At 35.9% G+C, this 13,390-nt stretch carries 15 protein-coding genes; all 15 read left to right on the top strand.

Annotated elements, in window-relative coordinates; genetic code table 11:
- Positions 1 to 5: 5 nt before the first annotated feature.
- The 15 genes from rho to EZV73_RS17430 all read left to right on the top strand — a co-directional run bounded on the left by rho (position 6) and on the right by EZV73_RS17430 (position 13,335).
- Positions 6 to 1,409 carry a transcription termination factor Rho gene (gene rho, locus EZV73_RS17500; RefSeq protein WP_334303301.1) on the top strand — a complete coding sequence of 468 codons (1,404 nt, stop codon included), beginning with the start codon at positions 6 to 8 and terminating at the stop codon, positions 1,407 to 1,409.
- Positions 1,410 to 1,561: 152 nt separating this feature from the next.
- The gene (gene rpmE / locus EZV73_RS17495; RefSeq protein WP_240841701.1) at positions 1,562 to 1,759 is read left to right on the top strand and encodes a 50S ribosomal protein L31; all 198 of its coding nucleotides are present in this window, start codon (positions 1,562 to 1,564) and stop codon (positions 1,757 to 1,759) included.
- Between the two features lie 226 nt (positions 1,760 to 1,985).
- Complete coding sequence (locus EZV73_RS17490) at positions 1,986 to 3,236, top strand: aspartate aminotransferase family protein (RefSeq protein WP_240841700.1); 1,251 nt, start codon at positions 1,986 to 1,988, stop codon at positions 3,234 to 3,236.
- A 132-nt stretch (positions 3,237 to 3,368) separates the two neighbouring features.
- Positions 3,369 to 5,030 (top strand): HD-GYP domain-containing protein, encoded by a 1,662-nt coding sequence (locus EZV73_RS17485; RefSeq protein WP_240841699.1) that lies wholly within the window; start codon positions 3,369 to 3,371, stop codon positions 5,028 to 5,030.
- A 114-nt stretch (positions 5,031 to 5,144) separates the two neighbouring features.
- Complete coding sequence (locus EZV73_RS17480) at positions 5,145 to 5,729, top strand: thymidine kinase (RefSeq protein WP_240841698.1); 585 nt, start codon at positions 5,145 to 5,147, stop codon at positions 5,727 to 5,729.
- Positions 5,730 to 5,731: 2 nt separating this feature from the next.
- The gene (locus tag EZV73_RS17475) at positions 5,732 to 6,673 is read left to right on the top strand and encodes a DUF1385 domain-containing protein (RefSeq protein ID WP_240841697.1); all 942 of its coding nucleotides are present in this window, start codon (positions 5,732 to 5,734) and stop codon (positions 6,671 to 6,673) included.
- The gene (gene prmC, locus EZV73_RS17470) at positions 6,660 to 7,502 is read left to right on the top strand and encodes a peptide chain release factor N(5)-glutamine methyltransferase (protein ID WP_240841696.1); all 843 of its coding nucleotides are present in this window, start codon (positions 6,660 to 6,662) and stop codon (positions 7,500 to 7,502) included. Before EZV73_RS17475 ends, prmC begins: the two co-directional genes overlap by 14 nt.
- A 12-nt stretch (positions 7,503 to 7,514) precedes the next feature.
- Positions 7,515 to 8,588 (top strand): peptide chain release factor 1, encoded by a 1,074-nt coding sequence (gene prfA / locus EZV73_RS17465; RefSeq protein WP_240841695.1) that lies wholly within the window; start codon positions 7,515 to 7,517, stop codon positions 8,586 to 8,588.
- Between the two features lie 64 nt (positions 8,589 to 8,652).
- Positions 8,653 to 8,919 (top strand): hypothetical protein, encoded by a 267-nt coding sequence (locus EZV73_RS17460; protein ID WP_240841694.1) that lies wholly within the window; start codon positions 8,653 to 8,655, stop codon positions 8,917 to 8,919.
- 344 nt (positions 8,920 to 9,263) lie between these two features.
- A complete protein-coding gene (locus EZV73_RS17455; RefSeq protein ID WP_240841693.1) occupies positions 9,264 to 10,430 on the top strand; it encodes a cation:proton antiporter in 1,167 nt (388 codons plus the stop codon).
- A gap of 122 nt (positions 10,431 to 10,552) precedes the next feature.
- On the top strand, positions 10,553 to 10,897 hold the full coding sequence (locus EZV73_RS17450; RefSeq protein WP_240841692.1) for a NifB/NifX family molybdenum-iron cluster-binding protein: 345 nt from the start codon (positions 10,553 to 10,555) through the stop codon (positions 10,895 to 10,897).
- A complete protein-coding gene (locus EZV73_RS17445; RefSeq protein WP_240841691.1) occupies positions 10,897 to 11,706 on the top strand; it encodes a 4Fe-4S binding protein in 810 nt (269 codons plus the stop codon). The genes EZV73_RS17450 and EZV73_RS17445 overlap by 1 nt, the downstream gene beginning before the upstream one ends.
- Complete coding sequence (locus tag EZV73_RS17440; RefSeq protein ID WP_240841690.1) at positions 11,703 to 12,560, top strand: ATP-binding protein; 858 nt, start codon at positions 11,703 to 11,705, stop codon at positions 12,558 to 12,560. Before EZV73_RS17445 ends, EZV73_RS17440 begins: the two co-directional genes overlap by 4 nt.
- Positions 12,557 to 12,916, top strand: a complete 360-nt coding sequence (locus EZV73_RS17435; protein ID WP_240841689.1) for a NifB/NifX family molybdenum-iron cluster-binding protein — start codon at positions 12,557 to 12,559, stop codon at positions 12,914 to 12,916. Before EZV73_RS17440 ends, EZV73_RS17435 begins: the two co-directional genes overlap by 4 nt.
- Positions 12,916 to 13,335 (top strand): Fur family transcriptional regulator, encoded by a 420-nt coding sequence (locus tag EZV73_RS17430; RefSeq protein ID WP_240841688.1) that lies wholly within the window; start codon positions 12,916 to 12,918, stop codon positions 13,333 to 13,335. Before EZV73_RS17435 ends, EZV73_RS17430 begins: the two co-directional genes overlap by 1 nt.
- Positions 13,336 to 13,390: the final 55 nt, after the last annotated feature.

Here is a 13,390-nt window from a genome sequence, read left to right as displayed (position 1 = left end):
TTCGTATGCATACATTTTATCATCATTTACAACAAAAGAAAACTAAGGAGAATAAATTGGATATTAACAAATTGAAAGATAAGACACTTCTAGATGTCAAAGCCATTGCAAAGGCCATGGGCATGAAAAATGTCTCTAAATACAACAAGGCTCAGCTGATTGACTTGATCATTGATGGCAACATGACCAAAGAAGAAACTAAGCCTGTAGAAAGAGAAGAAAAACCTCAACCCGTCGTGAAAGCGCCTGCGGAAAAGGAAATCAAGTTTGATTTAGAAGAAGATGACAACCGTGAGATCTTAGAACAAGATGAAGCGGAAGGTGTACTAGAAATCTCTGACTCAGGATTTGGATTTTTAAGATTTTCAAACTTTTTAACAAGTGAGCTTGATGTTTATGTATCACCATCTCAAATCAGAAGATTTAGAATGCGAACAGGTGATAAGGTACAGGGGAAAGTTAGAAGGCCAAAACGTGGTGAGAAGTTTAGAGCCCTTGTTAGGGTAACAAAAATCAATCAAATGCCACCTGATATGGCATCTAACAGAGCGAGATTTGATAAACTAACGCCAATGTATCCAGATGAAAGATTTATTCTTGAGGGTGATTCAAAGGACGTTGCTATGCGTATCATTGACTTGGTATCTCCTATTGGTAAAGGCCAGCGTGGTTTGATTGTTGCGCCGCCCAAAGCCGGTAAAACAATTCTTTTACAGAAGATTGCCAAGCAAATTACAAAAGAGTATCCAGAAGTTGAACTGATTGTACTTTTAATTGATGAAAGACCTGAAGAAGTGACAGAGATGCAAAGGTCTATTGATGCAGATGTTATTTACTCGACATTTGACCAATTACCTTCACACCATATTAAGGTGGCTGAAATGGTTATCAGTCGTGCAAAGGCTTTGGTAGAACAAAAGAAAGATGTTGTTATCTTACTTGATTCTATCACTAGACTTGCTAGAGCTTACAACCTTGTCATTCCTACAAGTGGTCGTACTTTAACAGGTGGTCTTGACCCAGCAGCCCTTCATAAGCCAAAGAGATTTTTAGGAGCGGCTAGAAATGTAGAAGAGGGTGGTTCCTTAACGATTTTAGCGACTGCTTTAATTGAAACGGGTTCAAGAATGGATGATGTTATCTTTGAGGAGTTCAAGGGTACAGGTAACATGGAACTGACCTTGTCTAGAAAACTTTCTGAAAGAAGAATTTTCCCAGCCATCGATGTCAATAAGTCAGGCACAAGAAGAGAAGAACTTCTATTGAGTAAAGAAGAACTGGATATTATGAGAGACTTTAGAAGATCCTATTCAACTGGAAGAGATTCCAATATGACTGAAGCCATCATGTCTAAAATAGTTTCTACAAAGAATAACAAGGCTTTTGTTGATGCAAATAAGAAAAAGTAGTTGACTTTAACTTGTGATGATGTATAATATCTATGTTAACAAAAGGTTTGCGCTATAATATAAATTGTGGTATACTATTATAGCTTATGGAAAAAATGATGGATAAGAAATTCATTAGTATAAAGAATTTTAAAAAGAAAGAGGTGAATTAAATGAGAGCAGGCATTCATCCAGATTACAAGACTGTAGAAGTACATTGTTCATGTGGTAACACATTTGAAACAAGATCTACTAAAGATGAAATCAGACTTGAAGTATGTGCTAAGTGTCATCCGTTCTACACTGGATCACAAAAATCGTTAGATCGTGGTGGTAGAGCTGAGAAATTCAAGCAAAAGTACGGTTTATAAGAAAAAAATGTTTACCGAGACATATGTCTCGGTTTTCTATTGCAAAAAAGCAGTTTAAGAGGCTTCTTCAGGCACTTTGTCTGAAGAATTTATTGTTTTTTTTTGCTTAATTGTGTATGATAGTTGTGAAGTGTTCATATTCAAACTCGTTTTGGTACAATTCAATAACCGGGATAATCAAAATGGAGTGTATGTCAGGCAAGGCATATAAAATGGAGGTAAGAACATGAAACAAATGCCAAAATTAAATTTGGAAAAATCAATGGCTTTATATGAAGAAGCTAAGAAGTTATCACCAGGTGGTTTATTAGGTATCAGAAGACCTTATAACTTTATCGATGGTGAATACCCTGTATTTATTGAAAGAGGATACGATGGCCATATCGTAGACGTAGATGGCAATGACTACATCGATATGCTTTGTGCATATGGTCCAATTATCTTAGGTTATCATGAACCAGAGATCAACGATGCTGTTAAAGCTCAAATGGACAAAGGTTTTTGCTTTACAATGGTACAGGAAGTACAGAATGAATTAGAGAAGAAATTAATCGATTTAATTCCATGTGCTGAAAAAGTTGTACTTGCTAAAACAGGTTCAGATGTAACAACAATGGCAGTAAGAATTGCCCGTGGTTACACTGACAGAAACTTAGTTTTAAGATGTGGTTACCATGGATGGCATGACTGGTGTGTTGAAGGTCATGGCGGTGTACCTCAAAAGACTTTAGATATGACTAAAGAGTTTGAGTATGGTGATTTAGAAAGTCTTGAAACTCTGTTAAAAGAGCATGATGGCGATGTAGCATGTATCATTGTTACACCAGTAGGTCATCCTCTTGCTAAGCCAGTTGTTGCACCACCGGAAGGTTACCTTGAAGGTGTTAGAGCGTTAGCTGACAAGTATGATGTTGTATTAGTATTTGATGAAATCAGAACTGGTTTCAGAGTATCTATGGGTGGTGCTCAAGAGCGTTATGGCGTAACACCAGACTTAGCTGTATTTGGTAAGGCTATGGCAAATGGTTACCCAATCTCTGCTTGCGTTGGTAAAGCTGAAATTATGGATGTGTTAGAGTCTAAGGTTTTTGTATCTTCAACATTCTTCCCTAACTCATTAGAAATGGTTGCTGCACTTAAGTGTATCGAAATCCTTGAAAGAGAAAATGTTATTGATGACATTTACAAGAAGGGTGAAAGATTCTTAGTTGAGTGTGAACGTCTTATTAAGAAGTATGATGTTCCAGCAACAGTATCAGGCATTCCACCAATGCCATACATCACATTTGATAAATGTGTGGATTACAAAGAAAGAAGAACAAGATTCTTTACAGAAACAATCAGACGTGGCTTGTTCATTCAACCATATCATCATGGTTATATCGCATATAGACATACAGATGCAGATATCGATGCTTCTTTAAAGGCAATTGAAGAGGCACTAGAAATCGTTGCAGCTGAATATCCAGAAAAATAAGATTTAGGATCAACTTTTGTTGGTCCTTTTTTTTAGTTAACAGTATATGGATATTGTTCATTATTATCAGACTTTTATGACAATTCGTTGGCTATTATGTATAATGAAAGAAAACGTATGATGAGGTATAAAATGGTATCAAATATTATATTAAGTGAAATAGAATCCTTTAACAAAGTATTTTTAGAAGTTATTGATGTACTTGTCGATGAAGATTTGGTTAAGTTGATGTCTTCAGTTTTGATCAGTCCTGATACGGGTGAGTTTTTTATGCAGATGGACATCGAGTATATGAAGGCCTTAAAGGACATGGCTATCAGTGAAGATTTTAGAAAGTACAGACACCTGACCTTGAGCGATAGGGTCTTGTTATGTCCTTTAAAGAAAGAGCATAAGACCAGTGAAACAGACTTTGAATTTGTTTTGGTTGTTTATAACAACAATGAAGACATCATGGGTCTTATTTATATGTCTGTAGCCCCTGAAAAACAATCTGAAGTGATTTCTTCTTTAAACAACTCCGTCAATATGCTGCTGTTAAAAAATACCATTGAGATGATGTGTCAGAAGTATGCGGTTTATAACAGACTCTTTTATTCAGTTAACTCTTATATGGAGATCCTTTCTGTTAAAGATAAGAATATGCCTTTTCATACGACAAATGTTGCCAACTTATGTTTAAAGATGGCTAAAAAACTTCACTTGAGTGTATTGGATGGTGTCAAAGTTTATGTTGCAGCACTTCTGCATGATATCGGTAAACTTTATGTACCAGATGATGTCATTAATAACAAGAAGAAGTATACATATAGAGAATACGAGATGATTAAGTCACACGCTGGATCAAGTGCAGATATGGCCAAGGCTGAGATTTCAAACTTACCTCTTTTAAGAGATGTACCAGAAATCATTAAATGCCATCATGAAAAATATGACGGCTCAGGTTATCCTGATGGTTTAAAGGGTGAAGAAATTCCTTTCTTATCACGCATTCTATTAATGGCGGATGCTGTAGATGCCATGTTAACGCCAAGACCCTATAAGAAGCAGATGACAAGAAATCATGTAATCAAGGAACTTGAAACTTGTAAAGGCACTCACTTTGATCCTAAGCTGGTACCTTATATGATCGATGTATTAAAAGAAACTAGAAACCGTTATGACATTGAATCAGTTGTTGGTTCAAATTACATACACAATGTGGCATTGATGTTTTTCCATGACAATATGGATGAAATTGTTACCCTGACAGGTTCTATGATCATGCAAAAGAACAAGGGTAAGTTCTTCTTGAATCAAACTTTTGATTATGACATTAAGAAAGTGGACGGGGCTAAGATTTGCTTCTACTATTTAAATGATATCTATGAATACAACATCCATATAGATAGAGTCATTGGTGAACAACTGATGATAGGCAGCTTTAAGTTTGAACCTTTAGAAGAGCAGTTTGCCTTGCCTTGGCGCATGAAGACTTCTATGTATTACAATAGGGGACATCGCTGGGATGCTGAAGTTATTAAAATTGGTTCTAGCTCTTTGGTGATGGAGGTAGCAAAGAAATACAAGGATGAAGTTCTTGAAAAACGTCGTGAGATGCTGACGGTACCAATCCATCTTAGAGTTGATGAGTTTAATGAGTTTGTGGAGATTGAAACCAAGCTTATGCAGTTTTTTGATTTTAGTGAAAAGACTGTGATGGTTGCCAAGTATCTAGGCATCAAAGACAATAAAAAAGAAGCCCTTATTCGAGGCTTGTTTAAAAAGCAAATAAAAGATAGAAAATTACTGTAGCCTTCTTGGCTACTTTTTCTTAATTATGTCTAAAGGAAAAAGCCACCTGTTTTAAAGCGGTCAGATTTATGCTATGATAGGTACGTGTATAAAAAATATGAGTGAGGGGTTAAGATGGCGAAATTATATTTTAGATATGGTGCAATGAACTGTGGTAAGTCTACTGCAATTATGCAAGTTGGATACAACTATTACGAGCGTGGTATGAATGCCGTGATCATGAAACCTATGGTTGATACAAAAGGTGACAACAAGGTGGTTTCTAGACTCGGTATTGATAAGCCAGTAGATTTCTTAGTTGGTAATGATGACGATGTTTTCGAGATGATAGATCTTTATCAAAAGGAAAACAAAAAAATTGATTGCTTGTTGGTCGATGAAGTACAATTTTTTAGGTCATACCATATTGATCAAATGTTAAAGGTCGCTGTTACATTAAATATACCAGTTATCTGTTACGGTTTAAGAACCGATTTCTTGATGAATGGATTTGAAGGTTCTCAACGTCTTCTATTGATTGCTCATACAATTGAAGAGTTGAAAACCATATGTACATGTGGTAGGAAAGCTACATTGAATGGAAGAAAAGTGAATGGCAAGTATGTTTTCGAAGGAGAGCAGGTAGCCATTGATGGTGAAAATCATGTAGAATACCAGTCATTATGTACATCATGCTATTTTGAATATCGAGGTGAGTAAGTATGGCTAAAGAAAAATCAAAATACACTTCTATAGGTGGTCAAGCCTTAATAGAGGGTATTATGATGCGTGGCAAAGATAAGATTGCCATAACTGTCAGAAAATCTGATGGTGAGTTAATAACAAAAGTAGATCCAATAAAAAAGAGCTTTTTAACAAGTTTTTCTAAGATTCCAATTTTAAGAGGTATCTTTGGTTTTATAGCATCTATGATTATAGGTATCAAGGCTCTTAACTATTCAGCAGAGTTCTTTGATGATGGTTCAACGGAAAAAGGTAAATTCGATTTATGGATTGAAGATAAGTTTGGAGACAAGGCAGACAGTATTTATGTTTTAATCTCCATGGTATTTGCACTTGTAATAACGGTCTTATTCTTTTTAGTATTACCTGCTGGTGTAAGTTCGATTTTGAGTTCATATATTCATAATGATTTATTATTGAGTTTGGTAGAAGGTATTTTCAAGTTTACCTTGTTCTTGGCTTACATCGTTTTAATCTCTAGAATGAAAGAAATCAGAAGAGTATTTGAGTATCATGGTGCTGAGCATAAGACCATCAGATGCTTTGAAGCTGGTGAAGAGTTAACACCAGAAAATGCTAAGAAGTATACAAGACTGCATCCAAGATGCGGAACGTCTTTTCTACTGATTGTTGTATTACTCAGTGTGGTTATCTTCTCTTTTCTAGGGAACTTTGGAAACCCACTGTATAGATCGTTTTTAAAACTAATATTTATGCCTTTAGTGGCAGGTATTGCATATGAGTTGATTCAATATGCAGGTAAACATGATAACTTTATTGTAAAGATCATCTCTTGGCCTGGTATGATGTTTCAAAAGATTACAACTGCAGAACCTGATGACGGGCAATTAGAAGTAGCTATTACAGCTTTAAAGGCTGTTTTAGATGAACAGGAAACACTGGAAAATGAAATCAATTAATGATATATTAAAATACGGTGAAGAAAAACTCAAAGAAGCAACTGAAGACTATCTGATAGATGCCAAGCTTCTTTTAGAGTTTGTTTTAGACAAAGATAGTCTTTATATCTTTATGAATAAGGATAAAGATTTATCAGATGCTGAAATAGAAAAGTATGAAGCCGTATTAAAAAGGCGATTTGCTGGAGAACCCCTTCAATATATAGTGGGCCAGCAAGCCTTTATGGGATTAGACTTTTATGTAGCACCTGGTGTTTTGATACCTCGAAGTGATACAGAAAATCTTGTGACAAAGGTCATAGAGAAAATTAAATCGAGCGGGTATCAAACAGTTTTAGATATAGGAACAGGTTCAGGTGCAATTCATATTTCCTTGTGTCATTATCTTGAGAGTATCCACTGTACAACAGTGGACATATCAGAAGATGCCATTAAGATTGCTAAAAAAAATGCTGAGGCATTGAATGTAAAGGACCGAGTTAAGTATGTAAAAAGTGATGTATTTGAAAATATTGATGAAACCTTTGATGTGATTGTTTCAAATCCACCATATATTCCAACTGAAGTAATAGACGGCTTACAAAAAGAATTGTTTCATGAACCGAAAATTGCGTTAGATGGTGGTCAGGACGGGTATGATTTTTATAGAAGGATCATTAAGGAAAGTCCTAAATATTTGAACAATCATGGCTTACTTGCCTTTGAAGTAGGTCATGATCAAAGTAGAGTGATAGAAGCATTGCTGATAGAAGCGGGCTTTATAGATGTAGAGATACATCAAGATTTAAGTGGTATTGAACGTGTTGTACTGGCACGTTATGAAAGGTAATAGGTGTAAGAAATGTTTGAAAAACTAGATTTTATTGAAGAAAAGTACGAGAGTCTAAGTCATAAAATCGCTGATCCGGAAGTCATTTCAGATCAGAAACAGTGGATGAAATTATCAAAAGAGTATTCTGATATCACGCCGATTGTAGAAAAGTATAGAGAATACAAAGAGATAATTGAAGGTATCAATGAATCTAAAGAAATCATTGCTGAAGGTGATGACCCAGAGTTTGTTGAAATGGCAAAGATGGAGTTGTCAGAGCTTCAGGAAAGAGTACCTGGCTTAGAAGATGAGTTAAGAATTTTACTGCTTCCTAAGGATCCTAATGATGACAAAGATATTATTGTTGAACTTCGTGCAGGTGCCGGTGGTGATGAAGCAGGTTTATTTGCAGCGGAGCTTATGAGACTTTATATCCGTTACGCAGAAAGCAGAAGATGGAAAGTAGAGATGCTTGATTCTAATGAAACTGGCGTAGGTGGTATCAAGGAAGCATCATTTATGATCAAAGGTAAGGGTGCTTATTCTAGACTCAAGTATGAGTCGGGTGTACACAGGGTACAAAGAATTCCTAAAACCGAGTCAGGTGGTAGAATTCATACTTCAACAGCGACAGTTGCGATTATGCCTGAGGCTGAAGATGTTGAAATTGAAATCAATCAAAATGATTTAAGAATCGATGTATTTAGATCATCAGGTAATGGTGGTCAGTCTGTAAATACAACAGATTCAGCTGTTAGAATCACGCATTTACCGACAGGTATGGTTGTTTCATGTCAGGATGGTAAGTCGCAGTTATCTAACAAGGAAAAGGCCTTACAAGTATTAAAGGCAAGACTTTATGATAAGATTTTGTCTGAGCAACAGGCAGAAATCGCTGAAGAAAGAAAAAATCAAGTTGGTACAGGTGACAGATCTGCTAAGATCAGAACTTATAACTTCCCACAGGGTAGAATCACTGATCACAGAATTCCGTTAACACTTTACAAATTAGATTCATATATGAATGGTGAAATTGATGAAATGATCGATGCCATCATTACACATAACCAGGCAATCTTATTAAAGACACTTGGTGAAGATTAAAAATAATGCCTTCTATATGCGTATAGAAGGCTTTTTTTGGGGTATAAAGAACTTGGAGGTTTGTATGAAAAAAATTGTCTTAGTTTTTTTACTAGTTGTGGTGATTGGATTTTCTGTATATCTTTTAAGGGATAATTCAGAAAGACTTTTATCAAATTATATAAATGAGCCTTATGAGATTATTTCTATTTCTGAAGGGGATGTTTTTTCAACTTACCTAATTCAGGTAGGTGATAAGAAAAGACAAGTGGTTGTCGATCATGAAAGTAAAACCGTAAGAGAATATAATATGTTAGATGAAACTTTCAGACAGTGCTTAGATAATGAATGACGATTTGGAATATTTAGAATTTAGATTCCCAGGGGTCTGTTTTGTCTTAAAAAAGTTGAAAAGTTAGTTAGATTTGCAAATTAAATTGATAAAAAAATAACGATGTATTAATTTAGAAACGTTGAAATTTCAACGTTTTTTTATATTATTTAGTTAGGGTTGTACTTACTGTATACAGGTATGCACCATAGTGATTTGAGAAAACGTTTTACATAAAAAAAGTCCTTGAAATGACTTGAAAAAAGGCGTATAATTGCAACTGTAATTTAATAGAGCGCATATGAATCATCAGTCGTTTCGTTGTAAGACACTCTGTATAAGTAATATAAATTCGGGGGTATACCATGCATTCAAATTTGGATTTCTTAGTGCAGTTGAGTATTATACTAGCAGCGGCTACTTTTGGTGGTTTTGTGTCAAAAAAGTTGGGTCAACCAGCTGTGTTAGGACAAATTATAGTGGGGATTGTTTTAGGATTATTATCTATTGAGAAGATAGAGTTTATAGATAATATTGCTCAAATAGGCGTCATTTTTTTAATGTTTATAGCAGGTCTTGAGACAGATGTTAATGAGTTAATTGAATCAGGTAAGTCATCTTCCATGATTGCCTTGGGTGGTGTGTTAATGCCTGGTATCTTGGTATTTGGCGGTATGTATTTCATCAATCCTGAAAATCTTTCTATGGCTCTATTTATGGGTGTTATTTCTACAGCTACATCTGTGAGTATTTCGGTTCAAACACTTCGTGAGATGAACCAGTTAAGAACCAAACAAGGTATCAGTATCCTTGGCGCTGCAATTATAGATGATATAGCAGGTATCATTTTATTAACTTTTGTTGTAGCTGCTGTTCAACCTACAGAAGGTATGAGCATTGGTAAAACACTTTTAAACATTGGTATGTTCTTCGGTATAGCTGCCTTAGCAGGTTATGGTTTAACAAAACTAAGCCAGTACTGTTTAGGCAGATATAATCTAGAAACTAAAATAGTAACATATGCGATTATTGTATGCTTTGCACTTGCCTTCTTATCAGAGGAATTAGGTGTAGCTGCTATTACTGGATCGTATTTTGCAGGTGTTATGTTCTCAATGACACCACATAGACATAAGGTATCACATGAGATCAACAAGATTGCTTCTGCCTTGTTTACACCGGTATTCTTTGTTTCCATTGGTATGGGCGTAGATTTAAAGGCTGCAGCTTCTGCTCTTGGACTAGGTACAATCTTTATTATCTTGGCAGTACTTGGTAAGTTGATTGGTTGTGGTGTTGGTGCTAGATTATCTGGCTTCTCCAAAGAGAAAGCCCTTCAAATTGGTATTGGTATGATACCAAGAGCCGAAGTGGCCATCATTATTGCAACACTAGGTGTTAAGATGAATGTTATTGGTGATAAAGAACTGGCAGCAGTTATCTTAATGGTACTCGTAACAACAATTGTTACGCCATCGCTTTTAAAGATGGCATTCTCGAAAGAAATGAAAAAAGAATCACAAGTTGCTTAAATACAAACGTATCTTCGGATACGTTTTTTTTTACCTAATAATTATTGGCATATGCTATTGACATATGTTTTTTTAGTATTATAATGAAATTAGCATATGCCATATTAAAAAGGAGTGATATTATGAAGTTGGTATTAAGTAGTCAAGGTCATAATAAGAATGATCTTGTAGATGTTAGATTTGGTCGTTGTAATTACTTTGCAGTTTACGACGATGTTTCAAAGACTTTTGAGTTTGTTGAGAACAAGGGTGCTGAAAGTAGTCAAGGAGCAGGTATTGCTGCTGCACAGGCGGTGCTTGATTTAAAGGCGGACGTGCTTTTAACAGAGAGACTAGGCCCAAAGGCATATAGAGTGCTTGCTGAAAGTGGTATGAAACTCTATAAGTGTCATGGCATGACATTAGAAGATGCAGTCAATCGTTTTGAAACGCATACATATGAAACAATAGATGGACCTTATAGATAATGGATATTGTAATCTTAAGTGGAAAGGGTGGCACTGGAAAAACAACGGTTTCAACCAATCTGTCACAAGTGATGGATTATGCCTATATCGATTGTGATGTAGAAGAACCAAATGGCTATATATTTCTAAAACCTGACCATACCAATACACATGAAGTGTGTCTGTTAAACCCCGAATTTACAGATGCTTGTACATTTTGTGGCAAGTGCGTTGAGGCTTGTGAATACAATGCCATTGTGAGCATGTTGGACCGCATGATGTTATTTGAAGACTTATGTCATGGTTGTGGTGCTTGTAAACTGGCATGTCCCGTGGATGCAATAAGAGAAATTGAGAGGCCGATTGGACTTGTGAAGACAAGTGATGATTTTGGCATGGGTCTATTAAATTTAAAAGAACCTATGGGTGGTCCAATAATCTCTAAATTAAAATCAATTACCAAAGATTATAAGAATAGAATTCTTGATGCCCCACCAGGTGTATCATGTTCAGTGGTTAAAGCATGTGAAGATGCTGATTTTGCAGTTTTGGTAACAGAACCAACTCAGTTTGGCTTACATGATTTAAGGAAGGCTGTGGATTTGGTCAGAACATTAAAGATACCTTTTGGAGTCGTCATAAATCGTTACGATGGACCAAGTTTTATGGATGAATACCTTTTAGATGATAAGATTGAATGTCTTGGTAGGATACCATTTTCAAAAGAGGCAGCTGTGATGTACTCAGAAGGCAAAATGCTCATTGAAGATGAAAAGCTACATGGTACTTTTTTAGAGATTGCAAGAGCAGTCCAAAGGAGGTTATCATGAAGATTGTCATTATAAGTGGTAAAGGTGGCACTGGGAAAACGTCTATAGGCGCATGCTATGCAGACATGAGTGATGATCAAACAGTAAAGGTGGATTGTGATGTAGATGCTTCTAATCTTCATTTGATGTTTGAAAATAATAACAAGACCCATTACCCCTTTATAGGTGCGAAAGTGGCGCATATCAATAAAGATTTGTGTATTGGTTGTCAAAATTGTGTAGAAGTCTGTCGTTTTAAGGCACTTATAAAGGCTGATAAGCCTATTGTTAATGAGTTGAAATGTGAAGGTTGTGGTGCATGTAGATATGTATGTATGGCTTCTGCGATTAAACTTGAGAAAGAAGTCACTGGCCAGGTGATTATGTCTCAAACTGAAAGGGGACATCTTTCTTATGCTGAAATGTATGCAGGTGCGGAGGGTTCTGGTAAGTTAGTGACCGAAGTGCGAAAGCAGGCAGAGAGTCTACTATATAAGGATCAATTACTAGATGGATCCCCAGGCGTGGGTTGTTCTGTGATTGCATCCATAACTGATACAGATGTGGCAGTAGTTGTAACAGAACCGACCTTTTCTGGTCTAGAAGATATGAAACGTGTTTTAGACCTGGTAAAGCATTTCAATGTAAAACCCTATGTGATTGTTAATAAGTTTGATATTAATGTGAAAAACACAGACCTAATTGAGGCGGTTTGTAATGAAAAGGATATAGAAGTGATTGGTAGGATTCCATTTGACGGTTTAGTTAAAAAGGCCATCAATGAGGGGGTGCCTGTGAGTCTGTATAAAGATTCCATAGCAGGCAAGGCCATCAAAGAGTCTTATGATTTGTTACAAGAAAGGATAAGAATATGAGAGTAGCTATAGCAAAAGATGATAATAGAGTAAGTGGACATTTTGGACATTGTGAAGGTTTTCAAGTATATGAGGTAAATGGTCAAGAAATCATGGGTTCCACTTTTCTACAAAATCCAGGACATAAACCAGGTTTCTTACCAAAGTTTTTATCTGAAAATGATATCCATGTAATTATTGCAGGTGGCATGGGTGCAAGAGCCCAGCAGTTATTCTCTGCTGAAAGCATTCAAGTCGTAGTTGGTGCCCAGGGCCAAATCGAAGATGCGATTAGAGGTTTTGTAGATGGTAAGCTTGTTTCTACCAACTCGGTTTGTAAAGAACATGAACACGCTGGAGACTGTGGCGGGCACTAATGTATGCATATTACAGTCGTTTGATTCAGAAAGAGTACAAAATGACCCATGCAAGAAACCGACTTTTAAATGAACTTATATTGATAACAGAGTATATAAGCGCAGATGCTTTGCACTTTAGGTGCAAAGATATTGGTATTGCAACTGTCTATAGGACTTTAGACATATTCGAAAAACTTCAAATTGTTGAAGTCATCAAAAGAGACAAATGCAAACTCTATAAAATACGCCATCCACGCAAATATTTTCATATACAGTTCGTATGTAAGACATGTGAGCAAGTTTTCCAATACGATGACCCGGAGATGATTCAAGCTTTTTCTATATTTAAATCATACATAGAAACCCAATTCCATCATATGCTTGATGATTCTCTTGTATTGGAGGGTGTCTGTAAATCATGCCTTGCAAAAGAATAAACGACCTTGTGTCGTTTTTTCTTGCCTTTAAGAACAAATCTCTGTAAAATAGGAA

This window comes from Acidaminobacter sp. JC074, assembly GCF_022496765.1.
Taxonomy (GTDB): domain Bacteria; phylum Bacillota; class Clostridia; order Peptostreptococcales; family Acidaminobacteraceae; genus JABXKX01.
Note: the sequence above shows the minus strand (reverse complement) of the source record. Positions and strands in the feature narration are given on the sequence as shown.